At 72.9% G+C, this 20,344-nt stretch carries 15 protein-coding genes; 4 read left to right on the forward strand and 11 right to left on the reverse strand.

What is annotated here, in order from left to right:
- Nucleotides 1–17 precede the first annotated feature (17 nt).
- The 5 genes from ACFZAM_RS21460 to ACFZAM_RS21480 all read right to left on the reverse strand — a co-directional run bounded on the left by ACFZAM_RS21460 (nt 18) and on the right by ACFZAM_RS21480 (nt 5,954).
- The gene (locus tag ACFZAM_RS21460; protein ID WP_188282963.1) at nt 18–1,055 is read right to left on the reverse strand and encodes an ABC transporter permease; all 1,038 of its coding nucleotides are present in this window, start codon (nt 1,053–1,055) and stop codon (nt 18–20) included.
- Nucleotides 1,052–2,638, reverse strand: a complete 1,587-nt coding sequence (locus tag ACFZAM_RS21465) for an ATP-binding cassette domain-containing protein (RefSeq protein WP_391048257.1) — start codon at nt 2,636–2,638, stop codon at nt 1,052–1,054. Before ACFZAM_RS21465 ends, ACFZAM_RS21460 begins: the two co-directional genes overlap by 4 nt.
- A 3-nt stretch (nt 2,639–2,641) precedes the next feature.
- Nucleotides 2,642–3,679 (reverse strand): sugar ABC transporter substrate-binding protein, encoded by a 1,038-nt coding sequence (locus ACFZAM_RS21470; protein WP_355333054.1) that lies wholly within the window; start codon nt 3,677–3,679, stop codon nt 2,642–2,644.
- Nucleotides 3,680–3,822: 143 nt separating this feature from the next.
- Nucleotides 3,823–4,632: an SDR family oxidoreductase gene (locus ACFZAM_RS21475; protein ID WP_391048258.1), complete on the reverse strand. Its 810-nt coding sequence runs from the start codon at nt 4,630–4,632 to the stop codon at nt 3,823–3,825.
- The gene (locus ACFZAM_RS21480; RefSeq protein ID WP_355333059.1) at nt 4,629–5,954 is read right to left on the reverse strand and encodes an L-fuconate dehydratase; all 1,326 of its coding nucleotides are present in this window, start codon (nt 5,952–5,954) and stop codon (nt 4,629–4,631) included. Before ACFZAM_RS21480 ends, ACFZAM_RS21475 begins: the two co-directional genes overlap by 4 nt.
- A gap of 281 nt (nt 5,955–6,235) precedes the next feature.
- Here ACFZAM_RS21480 and ACFZAM_RS21485 point away from each other — a divergent pair, with 281 nt between their 5' ends.
- Entirely contained in the window at nt 6,236–7,357 is a 1,122-nt protein-coding gene (locus ACFZAM_RS21485; RefSeq protein WP_391048260.1) for a PAC2 family protein, read from the forward strand.
- A gap of 59 nt (nt 7,358–7,416) precedes the next feature.
- On the opposite strand, the gene ACFZAM_RS21490 is transcribed toward ACFZAM_RS21485, so the two are convergent.
- From ACFZAM_RS21490 to ACFZAM_RS21510, 5 genes are all read right to left on the reverse strand, one after another.
- Nucleotides 7,417–10,470, reverse strand: a complete 3,054-nt coding sequence (locus ACFZAM_RS21490; RefSeq protein ID WP_391048262.1) for an NPCBM/NEW2 domain-containing protein — start codon at nt 10,468–10,470, stop codon at nt 7,417–7,419.
- Nucleotides 10,471–10,593: 123 nt separating this feature from the next.
- Nucleotides 10,594–11,823, reverse strand: coding sequence for a cysteine--1-D-myo-inosityl 2-amino-2-deoxy-alpha-D-glucopyranoside ligase (gene mshC / locus ACFZAM_RS21495; RefSeq protein ID WP_391048265.1), 1,230 nt, complete (start codon nt 11,821–11,823; stop codon nt 10,594–10,596).
- Between the two features lie 117 nt (nt 11,824–11,940).
- Nucleotides 11,941–12,864, reverse strand: coding sequence for an SCO1664 family protein (locus ACFZAM_RS21500; RefSeq protein ID WP_391048267.1), 924 nt, complete (start codon nt 12,862–12,864; stop codon nt 11,941–11,943).
- Nucleotides 12,828–13,418 carry a DUF3090 domain-containing protein gene (locus ACFZAM_RS21505; protein ID WP_355333071.1) on the reverse strand — a complete coding sequence of 197 codons (591 nt, stop codon included), beginning with the start codon at nt 13,416–13,418 and terminating at the stop codon, nt 12,828–12,830. Before ACFZAM_RS21505 ends, ACFZAM_RS21500 begins: the two co-directional genes overlap by 37 nt.
- Before the next feature lie 102 nt (nt 13,419–13,520).
- A complete protein-coding gene (locus ACFZAM_RS21510) occupies nt 13,521–14,240 on the reverse strand; it encodes an MSMEG_4193 family putative phosphomutase (RefSeq protein WP_391048270.1) in 720 nt (239 codons plus the stop codon).
- A gap of 194 nt (nt 14,241–14,434) precedes the next feature.
- On the opposite strand from ACFZAM_RS21510, the gene ACFZAM_RS21515 reads away from it, so the two are divergent.
- On the forward strand, nt 14,435–15,064 hold the full coding sequence (locus ACFZAM_RS21515) for a hypothetical protein (RefSeq protein WP_391048272.1): 630 nt from the start codon (nt 14,435–14,437) through the stop codon (nt 15,062–15,064).
- 201 nt (nt 15,065–15,265) lie between these two features.
- On the opposite strand, the gene ACFZAM_RS21520 is transcribed toward ACFZAM_RS21515, so the two are convergent.
- A complete protein-coding gene (locus ACFZAM_RS21520; protein WP_355333077.1) occupies nt 15,266–16,321 on the reverse strand; it encodes an LLM class F420-dependent oxidoreductase in 1,056 nt (351 codons plus the stop codon).
- 233 nt (nt 16,322–16,554) lie between these two features.
- Between ACFZAM_RS21520 and ACFZAM_RS21525 the strand changes: the two genes are divergently transcribed.
- Complete coding sequence (locus tag ACFZAM_RS21525; protein WP_355333079.1) at nt 16,555–17,535, forward strand: aldo/keto reductase; 981 nt, start codon at nt 16,555–16,557, stop codon at nt 17,533–17,535.
- Between the two features lie 355 nt (nt 17,536–17,890).
- Nucleotides 17,891–20,161, forward strand: coding sequence for a helix-hairpin-helix domain-containing protein (locus ACFZAM_RS21530; protein ID WP_391048651.1), 2,271 nt, complete (start codon nt 17,891–17,893; stop codon nt 20,159–20,161).
- Nucleotides 20,162–20,344: the final 183 nt, after the last annotated feature.

A 20,344-nucleotide genomic window follows, 5' to 3' on the forward strand; every position in this document is an offset into this window, starting at 1 on the left:
CTCCCTCGGGTATCCGGTCAGTCCTGCTTCTCGCCGCTCGCGAAGCGGGAGATGATCAGCGCGACGATGATGATCGCACCGTAGAGGAACTTGTCCCACAGCGGCGGCACACCGCCCAGCGTCGTGACGTTCACGACGAGTTGGAGCGCGACGACACCGGTCAGGGCGCCGAAGAGGGTGCCCTTGCCGCCGTTGAGGCTGACGCCGCCGATCACGGTGGCGGCGAAGACCTGGAAGATCCAGCCGTTGCCCTGGGTCGAGGAGATCGCGCCGTAGTGGCCGACGTAGAGCACACCGGCGAAGGCGGCGAGCAGGCCCGCGACGGCGAGGACGACCCAGGTGATGAGATCGACCCGGATACCGGCCGCGCGGGCCGCCTCCTTGTTGCCGCCGATCGCGTAGAGCGCCCGGCCGTGCCGCAGATAGCCGAGCGCCAGGCCGCCGAGGACGAAGAGCACCAGGCAGATCCAGACCGCGGCCGGGGCGCCGAGCCAGGACGCGCCGCCGAGGTAGGAGAAGGACGCGGGCACCTCGACGATGGACTTGCCCTGGGATATGCCGTCCTGGAGGCCGCGGAGCATGGTCAGCATGCCGAGGGTGGCGATGAAGCCGTTGACCCGCAGTTTCAGGATGAGGAATCCGTTGAAGCCGCCGATGAGCACGCCCACCAGCAGGCAGAGCGGGATCGAGGACCAGCCGGGCAGCAGTCCGATGCCGTGGTAGGTGGCGGAGCCGGTGCTCGGCATCACCAGCCACATGGCGATCACGGGGGCCACGCCGATGGTGGACTCCAGCGACAGGTCCATCCGGCCGGAGATCAGGATCATCGCCTCGCCGAGCACCAACAGGCTCAGCTCGCTGCACTGTTGGAGGACGCCGAGGAGGTTGTCGGAGGTCAGGAAGGTGGGCGACACGATGAAGCCGATGACGCCCAGCAGCAGGATCACCGGCAGCAGGGACAGGTCCCGGTAGCGGGTGAGCTGGATACGCGGCGCCGGCCGCCGGGTCTTGTCCGGTACCGCCACATCGGCGGTCAACTGACTGGTGTCACTCATTCCTCGGCTCCCTCGTCGCCGCCCGAGGGCAGCCCTTCCATGGCCGAGACCAGGTCCCGGTCGCTCCATCCGCTGCCGAACTCGGCGATCACCCGCCCGTGGAAGAGCGCGATCACCCGGTCGCAGACCCGCAGGTCGTCCAGTTCGTCGGAGACGATGACGGCGGCGTCGCCGCGGTCCGCGACGCCTCTGACCACGCCGAGCAGCGCGTCCTTGGACTTCACGTCCACGCCCGCGGTGGGCCGGACGGCCACTAGCACGCGCGGGTCGCGGGCCAGGGCGCGGGCGATGACGACCTTCTGCTGGTTGCCGCCGGACAGGTCGGCCACCGGCTGGGCCGGTCCCGAGGTCTTGATGTCCAGCGAGCTGATCATGCGCTGTGCGAATTCCCTGGTCCTGGACGGCAGGACCGTGCCGTACGGGCCGAGTTGGTCGGTCACGGTGAGGGTGGCGTTCTCCGCGACGCTGCGGCCGAGCACCAGGCCCTGCCGGTGCCGGTCCTCGGGTACGTAGCCGATCCCGGCGCCGAGCGCGTGCGGGACGCTGCCGGGTCGCACGGCCTTGCCCGCGACCAGGGTCCGGCCGCCGGTGGCCTTGCGCAGCCCGACCAGGGTCTCGCCGAGCGCGGTGTTGCCGCTGGCGGTGGCCCCGGCCAGGCCCAGCACCTCGCCGGGGCGTACGGCGAAGTCGATGCTGTCGAAGGCGCCGTCGAGCACGAGCCCTTCGGCGCGCAGGACGGCGTCCCCGGTGTCCGCAGCCACCTTGGAGACCGGCACCGACAGCGAGGTGGACAGCGCCTTGGACGCCGACTCGTCGGCCGACCCCCGTGCGTGCCAGGCCAGTTCGGTCTGCGCCGCCTCACCGGTCATCGCCTCGACCAGTTCCGCCTTGCTCAACTCGGCGACGGGCGCGGTCACGACATGGCGGGCGTCACGGTAGACCGTGACGGTGCTGCACAGGTCGTAGACCTCCTGGAGGTGGTGCGAGATGAACAGGAAGGCCACGCCCTGCTGTTGGAGGCCGCGCAGCTTGGTGAAGAGCCGCTCGATGCCCGCCGCGTCGAGCTGCGCGGTGGGCTCGTCCAGGATGATGAAGCGCGCGCCGAAGGACAGGGCCCGCGCGATCTCCACGAACTGCCCCTGCTCGACGGTGAGATCACCGGCGCGCGCGGTCGGGTCGACGTCGACCCCGTACTCGGCGAGCAGGTCGCGGGCCCGGCCGCGCAGCGCGGACCAGCGGATCCGGCCGCGGCCGAATCTGTTCAGGAACAGATTCTCCGCGACGGTCAGATCGGGGACGACCATCGACTTCTGGTAGACGCAGGCCACTTTGGACTGCCAGGCGGCGGTGTCGCCGGGCGCGGGGGCGGGCTTCCCGAGGAAGGAGACCCGCCCGGCGTCCGGGGCGTGCAGCCCGGTCAGCACGGAGACCAGGGTGGACTTGCCCGCCCCGTTGCGGCCGACGAGCGCGTGCGAGTCGCCGGCCGCGACGGTGATGCCCACCCGGTCCAGGGCCACGGTGGCCCCGAACCGTTTGACGATGCCCTCCGCGTGGACCGCGGGGGGCGGTACGGCCTCGGCCATGGGTCAGCTCTTCCCGAGCTGGTTGGCCCACAGGCTCGCGTCGTCCACGTTGTCCTTGGTGACCAGCGGGGCGGGGAGCTGGTCCTCGAGACCGTTGGGGATCTTGATGATCGTGGAGTCGTGGTCGGTCGGGCCCGGCTGGAAGGTCTTCCCGGCCAGTGCCTCCTTGGCGTAGTACAGCGCGTACTTCGCGTACAGGTCGGCGGGCTGGGAGATGGTGGCGTCGATCTGCCCGGCCTTGATGGCCTTGAACTCCTCGGGGATGCCGTCGTTGGAGATGATCGTGATGTGTCCCGGCGTGCCCGGCGGCTTGAGCAGGTTCTTCTGCTGGAGCAGCGCGAGGGTCGGCTGGAGGAAGACCCCGCCGGCCTGCATGTAGATGCCGTTCAGGTCCGGGTCGGCGGCCAGCGTGGTCTGGAGCTTGGCCGAGGCGGTGGCGCCGTCCCAGTTGGTGACCAGCGGGATCACCTTGATGTTCGGGAATTTGCTCTTCATGCAGGCGGCGAACGCCTCCGAGCGGTCGCGGCCGTTGATCGAGGACAGGTCGCCCTCGAACTCCGCGATCTTGCCCTTGCCCTTGAGCTGTTCGCCCAGGTACTCGCACGCCTTCGTGCCGTACGCCTTGTTGTCCGCGCGGACGACCATGTACACCGGGCCCTTGTCGGGGCGGGTGTCGACGCTGATCACCGGGATCTTCTTCTTGGCCATCTGCTCCAGGGTGGAGGCGATGGCGCCGGTGTCCTGCGGGGCCATCACGAGCGCCTTGGCGCCCTCGTTGGCGAAGCTCTGCACGTTCGCGACGAGCTTGCCGATGTCGTTCTGCGAGTTGGTGCGGGGCAGGGCCGAGACGTCACCGGCCTTGACGCCCTTTTCTATGTAGCTGTTGTACGAGTTCCAGAAGTCGCTGTCGGAGCGCGGCAGGTCGATGCCGACCTTGCCGGAGCTGCCCGCCTTGCTGTCGCTTCCCCGGTTGCAACCGGCGAGCGCGGTGACCGCGAGCAGTGCGGCACAGGCGGCCACGGTCGTTCTGCGCAGTCTCATCGTCGAGCCCTGCCCTTCGAATTGTGTGTCGGCTCTGCGGAGGATGTGGTGCGGGGGCGGTGCCTGAGGTGCGGAGGAGCTGACGTGCGGAGGAGCTGACGTGCTTGGGGACAACTGCCGTGCGCGGAAGCCGGGGTGGCGGCTCAGCTTCCGGCGGGGCGCAGGCGCAGTCCCTGCATTCCGCCGTCGACGGCGAGCGCGGTTCCGGTCACGCTCGCCGCGGCGGGACTCGCCAGGTAGACGATGGCCGCGGCGACCTCGTCGGCGGACACCAGCCGTCCCAGGGGCTGGCGTGCGTCGAGTGCCGCGCGCTCGGCGGCCGGGTCCTCGGCCTGGTCGAGGAGGCGGCCGATCCAGGGGGTGTCGGCGGTTCCGGGGTTCACGCAGTTGACCCGTACGCCCTCGCGTACGTGGTCGGCGGCCATCGCCAGGGTGAGGGCGAGCACCGCGCCCTTGCTCGCGCTGTACAGCGCCCGCTGCGGCAGTCCCGCGGTCGCGGCGATCGAGCAGGTGTGGGTGATGGAGGCGCTGCCCGGCCGGGCGGCGGCGGCCTCGCGCAGGTGCGGCAGGGCGGCGCGGGCGGTCCGCATCATGCCCAGGACGTTGATGTCCAGCACCCGCTGCCACTCGTCGTCCGGGTTGTCCTCGACGGTGCCGATGGCGCCGATCCCGGCGTTGCTCACCACGATGTGCAGGCTGCCGAGTTCGGCGACGGCCGCGCCGACCGCGGCCCGTACGTCCTCGTCCGAGGTGACGTCGGCGGTGACGGGGACGGTGCCGCTCGGCGCGCCCGCGGTGTCGCGGTCGAGTACGGCGACGCGCGCGCCGCGGGCGGTCAGCAGCGCCGCGGTGGCGGCGCCGATCCCGGAGGCGCCGCCGGTGACGAGGGCGGTGAGGCCCGCGAGGTCCTGGGCGGCGGAGGCGGCGTGCGTCGGATCGGCGCTGGTGCTCATCGGGTCAGCTCCTGTCGGGCCTGTCGCGCCTGCCACACCGGGCCGTCCGGGTAGCGGTAGTCGGCGAGCGACTCCGGGACCATACGGGCGGAGAAGCCGGGCGCGGCAGGGGCGCGGTATCGGCCGTGGTCCATCACCACGGGATCGGTGAAGTGTTCGTGCAGGTGCGGGACGTACTCGATCACCCGGTTGTCCCAGGTGCCGGAGACGGCGACGTAGTCGAACATCGACAGGTGCTGGACGAGTTCGCACAGGCCCACGCCGCCGGCGTGCGGGCAGACCGGGACGCCGAATTTGGCGGCGAGCAGCAGGATCGCGATGTTCTCGTTGACCCCGGCGACGCGGGCCGCGTCGATCTGGACGAAGTCCACCGCGCCGGCCTGGAGGAGCTGCTTGAACACCACGCGGTTGGCGACGTGTTCGCCGGTCGCGACCGGCACCGGCTGGCCCGCGCGGATCGCGGCGTGCGCGAGGACGTCGTCGGGGCTGGTCGGCTCCTCGATCCAGTACGGGTCGAAGGGCGCCAGCGCCCGCATCCAGTCGACGGCGTCGGAGACGTCCCAGCGCTGGTTGGCGTCGACGGCGATCCTGATGTCGGGGCCGACCGCGTCGCGGGCCAGCCGCATCCGGCGCAGGTCGTCGTCGAGGTCGCCGCCGACCTTGAGCTTGATCTGCTGGAAGCCCGCGGCGACGGCCTCCTTGGACAGCCGGGTCAACTTGTCGTCGGAGTAGCCGATCCAGCCGGGTTCCGTGGTGTAGGCGGGGTAGCCGCGACGGCGCAGTTCCGCGGCGCGCTCGGCGCGGCCCGGCTCGGCGCGGCGGAGGATCTCCAGCGCCTCGTCGCGGGTCATGGCGTCGCTGAGGTAGCGGAAGTCGACCATGTCCACGAGCTGTTCCGGGCTCATCCCGGCCAGCAGTTCCCAGACCGGCAGTCCGGCCCGGCGGGCGGCCAGGTCCCAGGCGGCGTTGACCACCGCCCCGGCGGCCATGTGCATCACGCCCTTCTCCGGGCCGAGCCAGCGCAGTTGGGAGTCGTGGGTGAGCAGCCGGTAGAAGCCGCCAAGATCACCCGTGACACTGTCCACCGAGCGGCCGACCACGTAGGGTCGCAGTGTCCTGATCGCCGCGGCGACGACGTCGTTGCCGCGCCCGATCGTGAAGCAGAGACCGTAGCCCGCCAGGCCGCCGGGCGAGTCCGTACGGAGCATGACGTAGGCGGCGGAGTAGTCGGGGTCGGGGTTCATGGCGTCCGAGCCGTCGAGCTGCTCCGAGGTCGGAAAGCGGATGTCGTACACGTCGACCTCGGTAATGGTCGGACTCATGCACACCCCCGTCGTGAGACATCGGATCTTTTCTTGATGATCCGATGTATAGCGGCGCGCGGGGCCGGAAGTCCAGGGGCGGGGCCAAACTTTGTGGGCAACAGATCGGATGTCTCACCTGGTGGCGCTGCCGGTGACTCATCGGGGGCCGCGCTGGGGATCATCCAGCTACGAGAACCACGGCACCGGCCTCGGTACGCCGTAGGCTGGTGCCGCACGTGCAGGAACAGCAGCCGGTACGGGGACGGCACCGCTCCCCTCCGGTCGGAAGGAGGCGCTGGGTGATCGAGCTCGAGGGGGTACCCGAGCTGATCGACCCGGTCATGGTGGCCGCGTTCGAGGGCTGGAACGACGCCGGGGACGCCGCCTCGACCGCGGTCGGGCACATGGACCGGGAGTTCAAGGGCGAGGTCTTCGCGGCGCTCGACGCCGAGGACTACTACGACTTCCAGGTGAACCGCCCCACGGTCTGGATGGACGCCGGGGTACGGCGGGTCGTATGGCCCACGACCCGGCTCTCGGTCGTCAGGATCACGACGCCCAAGCCCCGCGACCTGGTGCTGGTCCGCGGGATCGAGCCCAGCATGCGCTGGCGCTCGTTCTGCAACGAGATCCTGGGCTTCGCCCACGAGCTGGGCGTCGAGATGGTCGTGGTGCTGGGCGCGCTGCTCGGCGACACCCCGCACACCCGGCCGGTCCCGGTCACCGGGGTGACCTCGGACCCCGACCTGGCGACGACGCTCAATCTGGAGGAGTCGCGCTACGAGGGGCCGACCGGCATCGTCGGCATCCTCCAGGAGGCGTGCACGCACGCGGGCATCCCCGCGGTGAGCCTGTGGGCGGCGGTGCCGCACTATGTGTCGCAGCCGCCCAACCCCAAGGCCACCCTGGCGCTGCTCAACCGCCTCGAGGACCTGCTCGACCTGCGCATCCCGCAGGGCGAGCTGCCCGAGGACGCGCGCGCCTGGCAGGTCGGCGTGGACCAGCTCGCCGCCGAGGACAGCGAGGTCGCGGAGTACGTCCAGACGCTGGAGGAGGCGCGGGACACCGCGGAGCTGCCCGAGGCGTCGGGTGAGGCCATCGCCAAGGAGTTCGAGCGCTATCTGCGCCGCCGCGACCCGCAGGCCGGGGAGTACGCGAGCGAGGGTGACGGCGGGGTGCCGCAGTTCCGGGACCGTGCGCAGTCGCCGCGGCTGGACCCGGACAGCGGCGCGGGCGCGGGCACGGACACCGATACGGACGACGGCGCCGACAAGGACGCCGCAGCCGAGGCCGACGACAAGGCCGACCACAAGGCCGCAGCCGACGCCGACACGGAGACCGAGGCCGAGGCCGAGGCCGCCAAGGACGGGGAAGGCGACCTGGACGCCCCAAACGGGGACGGGGACGGCCGCGAGGAGTAGACCGCGCGACGGACGGGAGTGAGGGGGCGCGCCGCGCGCACCCCCTCACCCTCAACCGGTCACGCGCAGTGGAACCGCGCCCCCGCCCAGTCCCCGTGGTCACCGCTGAGTGACGTCGCCGCCGGGGTGATCTTCAGATGGACGTGCCGGGCCCCGGTCACCGGTACCGACACCGGCACGGTGGCGGACGCCCCGGTGAGCACGGGCGAGGTCCACAGCGTGACGCCGTCCGCGACGACGGAGAAGGTCACCGAGCCGTAGCCGTCGATCTCGTCGTCGATGCCCACGTCCGCGGTGAACACCGAGCACCGGCCGCCGAGGTACACCTCGACGTCGGAGGCCGCGTGCGCCCCGATGCCCTTGGCGTACGTCGTCCCGTCCAGGGTCAGCGTGTGCCCGTCGGCCGCGCCCGACTCGCCGTTGCTGCGGTCGCGTTCCGGCGGCCCCCAGCCGTTGGTCGAGGTCAGCCAGGTCAGATCCCCGGCATACGTGTCGGCCGTCGGCGGCGTGGGCATCGCCGCGACCGCGAACGGCTGGACGGCGACCCGGCCGGGCGCCGACGACAGGTAGTCGGCCCGCGCGGTGAGCACGGCCTGTCCCGCCGTGACCCCGGCGGGCGGTGTCACCGAGAAGCGCAGCCGCTTGGTGTTCCCCGCGGTCAGCACGGGCACGGTCTGCGGCGCCGACACCTTCCAGCCGTCCGGCGCCCGGAGCGAGACCTTGGCGCCGACCACCGGCAGCTTGCCCGCGGTCAGGTCCACGGCGACGTCGGAGGCGACCCCGGCGCCGGTCTCCTGGCCCGCGGGCGCGGAGACCACCGCGGCCGAGCCCGGCACGCGTCCGCCGAGCGCGCTGGAGCCCGCCAGCCGCAGCCGGAACGCCTGCGCGGTGGACCGGGTCGCGGTCTTCACCCGGACCACTCCCCCGCGGTCGGCGGGGTCGTACCACCAGCCCTGCGTCGCCTTGTCGAAGGCGGCCTCGGTGCCCAGCCGGGGCAGCACCTTGCTGTCGAGCAGCACCGCGCCGGGCGCGTCACCGGTGTGCAGGGTGAACGCGTACGGCCGGGCGGTCTGCTTGCCCCGGAAGTCGCCGACGCTCGCGCCGACGTCCACCGTCACCTCGCCCGCGCCGGACTTCGGCGCGGTGACCGTGACCTTCTGCCGCGCGTACTTCCCCGCGCGGCTCTGCCGGGTCACGCCGTCGTCCTCGTAGAGGGTGAAGGACGAGGTGCCCTGCGGGTAGACGTCCCAGGCCACCGGGGAGTCGGCCGTACGGTCCCGGTACGACCTGATGCCGGGCCACATCGGCACGGCGGCACCGGCCTTGACGAACAACGGCAGGGTGCCCAGCGGCGCGCTGTAGCCGTCGACCGTGGTCGGCCCCTGGTAGATCCGGCCGGTCCAGTAGTCGGTCCAGGTGCCCTTGGGCAGGTAGATGCCGTCGCGCACCGCGGAGTCCTCGTAGACCGGCGCGACCAGGAAGTCCTGCCCGGACAGGAACTCGTACTTCGCCGCGTCGGTCGCCGCCACCGGGTCGTCCGGGTACTCCAGCGCCAGCGGGCGCACCGCGCCGACACCGGTCCTGTTCGCCTCGGCCGCGTAGCTGTACATGTACGGCAGCAGCGACTCCTTGAGCTTGAGGTACTGGCGGTTGATCGAGGTGTACGGCTCCCCGTACTGGTAGGGCTGCTTGTCGTTGGCGGCCCAGCCGTCCATCGTCATGACGGCGGGCAGGAAGGACTTCCACTCCAGGTCGCGGGTGTACGTGTCGGCGCTGCCGCCGAAGATGCCGTCGATGTCGCCCGAGGTGTAGGCCAGGCCCGACATCGTGGCGCCCGCGTAGGTCGGGATCTGCCAGCGGATGTAGTCCCAGGTGCCGTACTGGTCGCCGGACCACTGCACTCCGCAGCGCTGCGCGCCCGCCCAGCTCTCCGGCGCCCAGGTGAAGCCGCGGGCGTCGCTGTTGTCCTCGATGCCCCGGTAGGCGTCCTTGCAGCCGTCCAGCGCGTGCTTGTAGCCGTCGCCGACCCAGGCGACGTCGAGCTTGGCGACCCGCTGGCCCGCCTTGACCTGGTCGGCGAGCTTGTCCAGGCCGTCCTCGGTCCACAGGCCGAGCTTCATGTCCTGCTTCGCCAGGCCCGCCGACGTCTCCGGCAGGTTCTCGTACCCGCAGCCGTAGCCGTCGTTGACGAGCATCCAGCCGTTGGGCATGTCGTTGGCGGTGTAGTCGGCGGCCACGTCGAGCGCGTCGAGGGTGTGGCGTTCGCCGCGGTTGGCGTTGTGCAGGTAGCAGTCGGAGTCGCCCGGCTCCAGGCCGTAGACCGGGGGCAGGAAGGGCTTGCCGGTCAGCTTGGTGTAGTCGCCGATCACCCTCTTGGCGTCGCCCGCGAAGTAGTAGGCGTCGAAGCGCTGTTCCTCGGCGCTCGCGGTCACCGGCTCGCCGAAGGTGTAGGTGTTGGGCGCGTAGGTGTTGCGGAAGACGCCGTATCCGGCCGTGGAGAGGTAGAACGGCACGGAGTTGGGGTGCCCGCCGTCGTTCCAGTTGCCGTCCACGCCGACCTGGACGGTCTGGCCGCGGTGCGAGGTGTTGCCGCGGCCGTTCTGCATGCCGCCGCCGTAGAACTGCTCGGCCGCGCCGCGGTCGAGGGTCTGGGTGGTGCTGTCCTTGGTCCAGCTCAGCGGCTTCGTCTCGGACCAGACCCGGGTGCCGTCGGCCCGGTAGAGGGCGAAGCGCAGCGGCGCCTTGTAGGCCCGCAGCGTGACGGCCGAGGTGCTCAACTCGTAGGCGTCGCCCGCGTCCTTCCAGCGCGTGGCGGGCGGCGCGCCCTGCGGCAGGACGATGTCGTCGCCGGTCGGATCGGTGAAGGCTCCGTCCGGGGCCAGTTCGATACGGAAGGTGTCGGCCGACACGAAGCTGACCCGGGCCAGGGCCTGACCCACGTGCAGCCGGTAGACGGCGCCGGCGTGGTCGAAGCCGGTCACGTCCCCCACGGAGGTCTCGGCGGTCGCGGTGGGCGCGGCGGCCTGCGCGCCGCCGGGTCCCGTGAAGGCCATGAGCAGACCGAGCACGGCTGCACCGACCAGCGCCACTCTAGTGCGCACTCTTGTTTGCATGAAGCGTGTTTAGCGCAAAATCGAGCATCGGACCATGGGCAGAACGGAAGCGGAACGGAAACCGCCCTCGGACTCCGGATGAGTCCAAGGGCGGTCACGGGTGGGGCGGTTGGGGTGTGCGGGCTACAGCGCGACTCCGAGCAGCGCGTCCACCGTGCGCGACACCAGGCCGGGCGCGCCGGTCTCGGTGCCGCCCTCGGACTCCTGCGCGGCGGCCCAGCGGTCCACGGCGGCCAGGGCGCGCGGCGCGTCGAGGTCGTCGGCCAGCGCCTCGCGGATCTCTTCGAGCAGCGCGTCGGCGGACGGCCCGTCCGGCCGGGAGACGGCGGCCCGCCAGCGCGCGAGCCGCTCGACCGCCTCGGCGAGCACGGAGTCGGTCCACTCCCAGTCGGCGCGGTAGTGGTGGGCGAGCAGCGCGAGCCGGATCGCCGCCGGGTCGACGCCGTCGCGGCGCAGCGTGGAGACGAAGACCAGATTCCCCTTGGACTTCGACATCTTCTCGCCGTGCAGCGCGACCATCCCCGCGTGCACGTACGCCTTCGCGTACGGGTACTCGCCGGTGAGCGCCTGGGCGTGCGAGGCGCCCATCTCGTGGTGCGGGAAGGCCAGGTCGGAGCCGCCGCCCTGGACGTCGAAGCCCATGCCGAGGTGGTCGAGCGCGATGGCCACGCACTCGATGTGCCAGCCGGGGCGGCCGGGGCCGAGCGAGCCGCCGTCCCAGCTCGGCTCGCCCTCGCGGGCGCCCATCCACAGCATCGGGTCCAGCGGGTTCTTCTTGCCCGGCCGGTCCGGATCGCCGCCGCGCTCGGCGGAGAGCGCGCGCATCGTGGCGGCGTCGAGCCCGGAGACCTTGCCGAAGTCGGGGTCGGCGGCGATCGAGAAGTACGTGTCGACGCCGAGTTCGTACGCCGCGCCCGCGTCCCGCAGCCGCTCGATCAGCGGGACGATGCCCGGAATGGCCTCGACCGCGCCGATGTAGTGGGCGGGCGGCAGCATCCGCAGCGCGGTCATGTCCTCGCGGAACAGCGCGGTCTCCCGCTCGGCCAGCTCGACCCAGTCGACGTCGGTCGCGTTGGCCCGCTCCAGCAGCGGATCGTCGATGTCCGTGACGTTCTGGACGTACTCCACCTGGCGCTTCGTGTCGAGCCACACGCGCTGCACGAGGTCGAACGCGTTGTACGTGGCCGCGTGCCCCAGGTGAGTGGCGTCGTAGGGGGTGATCCCGCAGACGTAGATCCGGGCCACCGGGCCCGGATCGATCGTCAGCGGCCCACCGGTCGCGGTGTCGTGGAGACGGAGTGCGCGTCCAGTGCCGGGAAGGGCGGGGACGTCGGAAGCGGGCCAGGCATGCATGTCATGAGATTAACCGTGCAGACGACTGGCAAACGAACCGGAGCTGGGGCAATGCCGGACGAGGCGGCTCGGGCGCGCTGCCGGAACGCTCTCCCGGACGGCCCGGAGCGCCCCGCTTCAGACCGGCGGCCAGGGGATCGACGGCCACTCGCCGCCGGGCTCGGGATGCACTCCCGACCGCAGCAGCCGCTCGGTCCTGGCCCGTACGGCGGCCGTCTCCGCGGGGGTGATCAGCTCGGCGAGCCGGTCGCCGAGAGCCCCCGACAGCTCCGCCTGGAGCTTGCGCAGTACGGCCACGGCCTCGTCCGGCAGCGGCTCGCCCGCCCAGCCCCACAGCAGGGTGCGCAGCTTGTCCTCGGTGTGGAACGTCACTCCGTGGTCGATGCCGTAGAGCCGCCCGTCGGCGGTCTGGAGCAGGTGGCCGCCCTTGCGGTCGGCGTTGTTGATGACGGCGTCCAGCACGGCCAGGCGGCGCAGGCGTATGTCGTCGGCGTGCACCAGCAGGGCGGTGCGGCCGTTCTCCAGCCGGGCCTCGACGACGGGCTTCCAGCCGGGGGCGGGCTCGGTGTCCTCGGTCAGCCCGAAGAGCTCCGGCTGCGCGGGGTCGGTGTCGGTGTCGGAGTTGGGGTCGGCGTCGGCGTCCGGGGCCTCGTCGGGGCCGGCTTCCGTATCCGTATCCGTACCCGAATCCGTGTCCGCGGTCAGGTCCGGCGGGTCGATCCAGAGCTGGACCATGCCCTCGCCGTACGGTCCGTCGCGCAGCACGGTGGGCGGCACCAGGCCCCAGCCGGTCGCCTCGGAGACCAGGTACGCGGCCACCTCGCGCTGGGCCAGGGTGCCGTCGGGGAAGTCCCACAGCGGGCGTTCCCCGGCCACCGGCTTGTACACGCAGGCGAGCGCGCGGCCCTCGTACTCGGTCTCGCAGAACAGCACGGCGTTGGAGGCGTCGCGCACCTGGCCGCGCACGGTCAGCTCGCCGTGGACGAGGGCCTCGGTGCCGGGGCTCAGGCCGACCTCCGGTACCCGTTCTGACGCGGGCATACGTGTCCTTCCGGGTCCAGGGGGAGGCTGCACAGCGGGCACGGCGGGCGCCCCGCGGAGACCACGTCGAGCGCGCGCTTGGCGAAGGAGCGGGCCTGGGCGCCGGTCAGCAGGACGCGCAGCAGCGGCGGGCCGTTCTCGTCGTCCTGGAGCAGCTCTTCCTCGGCCGCCTCCAGGTCGTCCTCGTCCTCACCGGACAGCTCGACCAGCGCCTGCGCCTCGATGACCATCCGCTCGTGGGCGCCGTCCCAGGCCAGGGCCATGGTGCCGACCCGGAACTCCTCCTCGACGGGGGCGTCCAGCGGGGCGGAGTCGGCCAGTTCCGCGGGGGCGACGGCGGGCACCGAGGCGTTGCCGCCCGACCTGCGCACCACCTCGTCCAGCAGCTCGTCCACCCGCTCGGCGAGCGCCGCGACCTGCGTCTTCTCCAGCGCCACGCTGGTGGTCCTGCCCGCCGCGGTGGCCTGGAGGAAGAAGGTCCGCTGACCCGGCTGGCCGACTGTCCCGGCCACGAAACGGTCCGGCTGCTCGTAGAAGAAGACCTGACGGGGCACGTCCCGCTCCGTTATCTCGACTGAATCGCTGCTTTGGCGCGATGCGTTCTGGTGGCATTCACTGGTTCCACTGCCGGTCCCCCACCCTACTGCGGAAGCTGATCACAGGGCGCCGGTGGAGCCTCCGACGACCGCGTCGTCCTCGTTGCCCTGCGCCTTGTCGTGCGGCTTGTCCCGCGGCGGGGGCGGGATCAGCGGGGTCAGGTCGCCGGTGTCGCCGAGGCGGAGCAGGAAGGGGCGGTACGGGGTGTAGCGGATGACGGTCACCGAGCAGGGGTCGGTGCTGATCCGCTGGAAGAGGTCCAGGTGCATGCCGAGCGCGTCGGCGGCCAGCGACTTGATGATGTCGCCGTGCGAGCACACCAGGTACAGCGCGTCGGGCCCGTGCTCGGCCTCGATCCTGGCGTTCCAGTCCCGTACGGCGTCCACCGCGCGGGCCTGCATCGCGCGCAGCGACTCGCCGTTCTCACCGGGGAAGACGGCCGCCGAGGGGTGCCGCTGGACGGTCGCCCACATCGGCTCCTCCGCCAGTTCGGCCAGCTTGCGGCCCGTCCAGTCGCCGTAGTGGCACTCGCCGACCCGCTCGTCGGTGTGCAGCGGCAGCTCTGGGCGCGTGTCGAGCAGCGGTCCTACGGTCTCCTGACAGCGTTGCAGCGGACTGCACACGACGGCGGCGAGCGGCAGTGCGGCGAGTCGGGCGGCGAGCACGGTCGCCTGGGCCCGGCCGGTGTCGTCCAGGGCGACGCCCGGACTCCATCCGGCCAGCACTCCGTCGGCGTTGGCGGTCGACCGGCCGTGCCGGACAAGGATCACGGTGGGCATGTCCGCCACCGTAACCCTTCCGCCGCCGACCCGTTGTGCTGGGTGACGGCCGTGGCGGGGAAGATCCCCCCGAGCCCCCACCACGGCCGCTGAATTCCCTGCGATCCACTGCCCCCGGCCTAGCCCTCGCCGACTTGCCTCATAGGTAAGGTCTAGGGGTCGGGGGGCCCTTCAGTTTTCGGGCAGCAGTCGGGATGGCGAAGCAGGTGGAGATGTTCAGCAAGGCGACGAGGAGCCGTCCGAGCGCGCGCCGGAGTGGTCCGGCCGGCTCTGACTGGTCTCCGTACGGCCGCCTGGAGGACGCCGCCGACGCGTATTTCCTGCACGCGGACGTCGCGCTCGACGCCATCGAGGGTGTGCTGGGCCGCCGCCGCGTGCGCGGCTTCACCCTGGAGCGGGTGGTCGACCTGACCGAGGCGGGCACCTCGGTGTGGCAGGAGGCCGCGGTGTGCGACGGGCGGCGGCTGATCCTGTGGCACAGCGAGGAGTTGGCGGACGACAAGGCGCCGGGCGGCACCGTACTGGACTCGTCGGTGCAGGTGCTGCCGCTGGACTCGATCGGGCACGTCGGGATGCGCACCCTGGTCGGCCGCGACGAGGGCGGGCAGCGGATCGACCGCGGGGTCTATCTGGTGCTGGCCACCGCGATGCCGCACGAGATGAGCGCGGTGCAGGCCGACCCGGACTCGCCCCTGCCGGTCGCCTCCGCCAAATTCCGCCCCGAGGCGTTCCGTTTCAGCAAGTCCCTGGACGACGGCGGCGCCGGGCAGATAGCGCGACTCATCGCCTTCGGGCGGCTGTTGGGGCGGCTGATTCCGAGCTGAGCGCGGCGCTGGGCCGGGCCGTCATGAGGACGGGCTGAGCCGGGCCGTCATGAGGACGGGCGCTGGGCCGCGTCGAGGCGGGCGCCACGCACGGCCCCGCGCGCGTCGAGCGGCACGGGGCCATGACCGGCCCATCGGACCGACATCGGCACGGGGCCGTGGCCGGCCCACGTCGGGCCGACCCGTCGTCACGTCCTCGCCTTACGCCCCCGCGAGCCCGGCCCGCTCCAGCGCCTCGACGCCCGCCCGTACGCCCGCGATCCGCTCGTCCCGCGTGAATCCGGCGGGCGTGATGTTGAGCGTGGTGACCCCGGCGTCGGCGTACTCGCGCAGCCGGTCCGCGATCCGGTCGACCGTGCCGAGCAGGCAGGTGGAGTCGATGAGGTCCTGCGGCACGGCCGCCCCCGCGCCGTTCTTGTCGCCCGCCAGGTACTTGTCCTGGATCTCGGCGGCCTCCTTCTCGTACCCCATGCGCTGCGCGAGCTGGTTGTAGAAGTTCTGCTTGCGGCTGCCCATGCCGCCGACGTACAGCGCGGTGTACGGGCGGAAGATGTCGGCCAGCGCCGGGACGTCCTCGCCGAGGGCGAGCGGCAGGGTCGGGCTGACATCGAAGCCGTCCAGCGTCAGACCGGCCTTCTCGCGCCCGGCCCTGATGTGCCGCAGCGCGGTGTCCTCCAGGTGCGCGGCGGACGGGAAGATCAGCAGGGCGCCGTCGGCGATCTCGCCGGTCTGCTCCAGGTTCTTCGGGCCGATCGCGGCGATGTAGAGCGGGATGTGCTCGCGCTCGGGGTGCACGGTGAGCTTGATCGGCTTGCCGGGGCCGCCGGGCAGCGGCAGCGTCCAGTGCTCGCCCTCGTAGCTCAGCCGCTCGCGGGACATCGCCTTGCGGACGATCTCCACGTACTCGCGGGTGCGGGAGAGCGGCTTGTCGAACTTGACGCCGTACCAGCCCTCGGAGACCTGCGGGCCGGACACGCCGAGGCCGAGGCGGAACCGGCCGCCGGACAGCGAGTCCAGGGTCGCGGCGGTCATCGCCGTCATCGCGGGGGCACGCGCCGGAATCTGGAAGATCGCCGAGCCGACGTCGATCCGCTCGGTCTGCGCGGCGACCCAGGAGAGCACGGTGGGGCCGTCGGATCCGTACGCCTCGGCGGCCCAGCACACGTCGTAGCCGAGCCGGTCCGCCTCCTGGGCGACGGCGAGGTTGTCCGCGTCCATCCCGGCGCCCCAGTAGCCGAGGTTGATCCCGAGCCGCATACCGCTCCTCTTTCCGCCGCCGTGTCGTCGCTGTCGCGTCGTCGCTCTCGCGTCCGTCGCTGTCAGGTCTTCGCTGCCAGGTCTTCGCTGTCATGTCACCGCCGTCGTCCGCCGACATACTGGCGAGTAACGTCGTTGTACCTCCGGACTGTAGCGCCCCGCCGCGGCACGGGGCCCTGTCAGGTACGTCACTGCCGCCCATTCGGCCGGTGCGGGCAGTAATCTCAGCGCCCATGGAGCATAGGCACCTGGGCCGCACCGGGTTGCGCGTGTCCCGACTCGGTCTCGGCACGCTCACCTGGGGACGCAACACCGGCGAACGCGACGCCGCCGACCAGCTCAAGGCGTTCTGGGACGCCGGGGGCAGCCTGGTCGACACGGCGGACGTGTACGCCGACGGCGGCGCCGAGTATCTGCTCGGGCGGCTGATCGAGGATCTCGTGCCCCGGGCCGATCTGGTGATCTCCACCAAGGCGGGCAGCGTGCCGGACCCCGACCGGCGGTTCGACGCCTCGCGCGGACACCTGCTGTCCGCGCTCGACGCGTCCTTGCAGCGGCTGGGCACGGACTATGTCGACCTCTGGCAGGTGCACGCCTTCGACCCCGGTACGCCCACGGAGGAGACGCTCCAGGCGCTGGACATCGCCGTCAGCTCCGGCCGCGCGCGCTACGTCGGCGTCTCCAACTTCTGCGGCTGGCAGCTCGCCAAGGCCGCCGCGTGGCAGCTCGCCGCGCCCGGGCGGACGCCGCTTGCCAGTACGCAGATGGAGTACTCGCTCCTCCAGCGGGGCGTGGAGCGCGAGGTGCTGCCCGCCGCGATCGACCTCGGGGTCGGCCTGCTGCCCTCCTCGCCGCTCGGCCGCGGTGTGCTCACCGGCAAATACCGCAACGGCACGCCGCCCGAGTCGCGCGGCGGCTCCGACGACATGGCCGCCTTCGTCGCCCCCTACCTCGACGAGACCGCCCGGCTCATCGTGGACGCCCTCGCGATAGCGGCCGACGGCCTGGCGGTCTCCCCGCTGCACGTCGCCCTCGCCTGGGTACGCGACCGGCCCGGTGTCGCCGCCCCCATCCTCGGCGCGCGCAACGCGCAGCAGCTCATCGCCTCGTTGTCAGTGGAGGCGCTTACGCTTCCGGAAGAGATCTGCCTGGCGCTCGACGACGTGTCAGCACCCCTGCACCGCTATCCGGACCACGACTGGAGCACGCTCTGAACGGCACGCAAGCCTCCCGCCGGTCCACCACCCCACGGAGGCCGCAGTGACCGAGTCCCCCACTCCCCCGCCCCGCACGGACACCCCGCCGCCGAGCGGCCCCGCCGAAGGCCCGGCGAACCCACCGGCCGCCGCGGACGGGCCGTCCTCCGGGGGCGGCTCGCGGACGGCCCCGCAGGAGCGGCCCACGGGCACGGCGTCCGCCGCGGTGCCGGGGAGCCGTGCCGCCGCCAAGCCGGTCGCCGACGTGGCCGCGCTGGCCGCCGCCGTCCGCTCGATCGAGCGCGGCGACAATCCGGCGGCGCCCGCACCGCGCGGTGACGCGGCCGAGGCCCGCCGCAAGCGGCGCGAGGCGATGGCGGCGGAGGCCGCCACCATGCAGGCCGCGGAGGCGGCGGAGGTCGGCGCCGGTGCCCCGGCGGGGACGGACGGCGCGGACGGCGCGGACGGCGCGGACGGCGCGCCGGAGGCCGAAGCGGAGGCGACAGACGACGCCCAGTCGTCCGTGGAGGCGACGGACGGGAGCGGGGACGAGGACGGCGCCGAGGAGCCGTCAGGGGCCGGAACGGAGGCGTCCGAGACGGGAGTTACGGCCCCGGACGCCGGGGCGGACGGACCCGCGTCGGGAGCCACGGGTCCTGCCCCGGGGCCGCGGCCGTCCGCCGGGGCCGACGCGCCCCAGAGCGGAGTCACAGGCCCCGGCACCGCTCCGCAGGCATCGGCCGGGGCCGATGGCCCTCAGGACGGGCGCGAGGGCCACGGCGAGGCGCAGACGTCCTCCGGCGCGGGCGCGGCGGCCGGTGTCGAGGCGCGGCCTCGGGCCGGCGCGGGCGCGGCGTCCGGCGGCGGGGCGACTGCGGCCGGGGCACGGGTGCGCGAGGGCGGCTTGCGGAAGGCGGCCGTTGATCCGGCGGCCGTCGCGGCGGCGAAGGCCGTGCTGGAAGAGGGCGGCGCGCCAGGGGAGTTGGCGGAGGCGGCGGTCAGAGCGCTCGGGGAGCGGGCGGGGGAGGCGCTGCGGGAGGACCCGTGGCTGGTACTCGGCCTGCCCGGCGTACGGGTGGAACCGGCGGACACCTTCGCCCGCGCGCTGCTCGGCGCGCAGTGCCGCCCGGACGACGAGCGGCGGGCGAACGCGCTGGTCGGCTGGCTGCTGCAGCGCGCCGCCGAGAAGGGGCACACAGCCCTGCGGTCGGCAGAGCTACAGGCGGAGCTGGCGGCCCGCGCCGTACCGGACCCGGCGGCGGCCGTGGCCTCCGCCGTGGCCGACGGCCAGGTGCTCGTCTTCCCCGAGCACCCCGCGACGGCCTCGGAGGCCGCGAACGAGGAGGGGGACGAGGACGAGGACGGCGCGGCGGACGTACCGCTGCTGATCGGCCTCGACCGGTACGCGCTGGCGGAGGAGAGCCTGGCGGACGGCTGTGTGCGGCTGCTGCGCTCCTTCGAGGGCGACCACGGCACGGACTGGGAGAAGGCCGCCGCGGGCGCGCCGTCGAAGTCGGCGGCGGAGCTGATCAGGGCCGCCGCGGGCAGCGGCCTGGTCGTGCACTCCGGCGGCGAGGCGGCCCGCGAGGAGCCGACCGCCCTGGTGGCCGCGGCGCGCGCGGCGGGCCTGCGGGCGTACGCCGCCGCGTACACGGCGAACGGCAGGCGGCGGCTGGCCGAGGCCCTCGGCGAGGACGCGGCCGTGACGGTCGAGGCACTGCTGGCCGGTACGCAGGGCCCCGGCAGGTCCGGCGACGGCGCCCTCGCCCTGGACCTGCTCGCGGTGCTCGACGCCCAGCAGTTGGGCATCGAGGAGGCCGCCTCGCTGGTGGAGGCGGTGCCGGACGGCGCCCGGCTGGTGTTCAGCGGCGACGAGCACGCGATGTGGTCGGCGGGCCCCGGTCTGGCCTTCGCCGACATGCTGGCCGCCAAGTCCTGCCCGCGGGTCGCCTCCCGCACCCCGGACCCCGGCCCGATCGGCGAGCTGGTCTCGCTCATCGGCATCGGCGAACTCGCCCCGGTCGAGGCCCCGGACAAGGAGGTCGTCGTCGTCCCCGTACGCGACCCGCGCGAGGCCGTGCACCGTACGGTGCAGCTCGTCGCCGACTCCGTACCGCGCGCCATCGGCGTACCGGCGGAGCGGACCCAGGTGATCACGCCGGGGCACGGCGGCGCGGTCGGCACCCGCGTGCTCAACGCGGCGCTCAAAGAACGGCTGAATCCCGGCCCCGGCCGCTTCGCCGGTTTCGACCCCGGCGACCGCGTCGTCCACGTACCGGTCCCCGGCCGTACGCTGCCCGGCACCGTCGTCGGCGCGGAGCCGGACGGACTGCGGCTGGAGTGCGAGGACGGGCCGGTGCTGGTGCCGCGCGCGGACGTGGCGACGACCGTACGGCACGCCTGGGCGATCACCGGGCACCAGGCGGCCGGGATGCGCTGGCCCGCGGTCGTGGTGGTCGTACCGGGCGACGCGGGGCCGCTGCTCACCCGGTCCTGGGTCTACACGGCGTTCGCGCGCGGCGAGCGGCACCTGTCGGTCGTCCAGGGCGCCGATCAGGGCCTGGCCCAGGCCGTGGCCGGTCCCCAGGCCGCGCCGCGCACGACCCGGCTGGTGACCGTGCTGCGGGAGCTGGCCGCCGACTGACGGGCGGCGCGGGCCCCGTACGGCTCAACCGCCGCCCACCACCTCCCCGGCGGCTCCGTACGGCTCAACGCCGCCCACCGGCCCGGCGGGCCCGTACGGTCCCCGTCCCGCCGCCCACCGGATCCGGACGCGCCTGGGGGCGGACAGCGCCCGCTGTCCGCCCCCTCCTGGCGCTCGGGCGAC

The sequence above is a fragment of the Streptomyces sp. NPDC008079 genome (genome assembly GCF_042957385.1).
GTDB lineage: Bacteria > Actinomycetota > Actinomycetes > Streptomycetales > Streptomycetaceae > Actinacidiphila.

Coding starts and splice junctions, on each gene's coding strand:
- ACFZAM_RS21460 (WP_188282963.1), bottom strand. CDS start 1,055: ATGAGTGACACCAGTCAGTTGACCGCCGATGTGGCGGTACCGGACAAG.
- ACFZAM_RS21500 (WP_391048267.1), bottom strand. CDS start 12,864: ATGCCCGCGTCAGAACGGGTACCGGAGGTCGGCCTGAGCCCCGGCACC.
- ACFZAM_RS21520 (WP_355333077.1), bottom strand. CDS start 16,321: ATGCGGCTCGGGATCAACCTCGGCTACTGGGGCGCCGGGATGGACGCG.
- ACFZAM_RS21480 (WP_355333059.1), bottom strand. CDS start 5,954: ATGAGTCCGACCATTACCGAGGTCGACGTGTACGACATCCGCTTTCCG.
- ACFZAM_RS21510 (WP_391048270.1), bottom strand. CDS start 14,240: ATGCCCACCGTGATCCTTGTCCGGCACGGCCGGTCGACCGCCAACGCC.
- ACFZAM_RS21525 (WP_355333079.1), top strand. CDS start 16,555: ATGGAGCATAGGCACCTGGGCCGCACCGGGTTGCGCGTGTCCCGACTC.
- ACFZAM_RS21475 (WP_391048258.1), bottom strand. CDS start 4,632: ATGAGCACCAGCGCCGATCCGACGCACGCCGCCTCCGCCGCCCAGGAC.
- ACFZAM_RS21490 (WP_391048262.1), bottom strand. CDS start 10,470: ATGCAAACAAGAGTGCGCACTAGAGTGGCGCTGGTCGGTGCAGCCGTG.
- ACFZAM_RS21470 (WP_355333054.1), bottom strand. CDS start 3,679: ATGAGACTGCGCAGAACGACCGTGGCCGCCTGTGCCGCACTGCTCGCG.
- ACFZAM_RS21515 (WP_391048272.1), top strand. CDS start 14,435: ATGGCGAAGCAGGTGGAGATGTTCAGCAAGGCGACGAGGAGCCGTCCG.
- mshC (WP_391048265.1), bottom strand. CDS start 11,823: ATGCATGCCTGGCCCGCTTCCGACGTCCCCGCCCTTCCCGGCACTGGA.
- ACFZAM_RS21530 (WP_391048651.1), top strand. CDS start 17,891: ATGGCGGCGGAGGCCGCCACCATGCAGGCCGCGGAGGCGGCGGAGGTC.
- ACFZAM_RS21465 (WP_391048257.1), bottom strand. CDS start 2,638: ATGGCCGAGGCCGTACCGCCCCCCGCGGTCCACGCGGAGGGCATCGTC.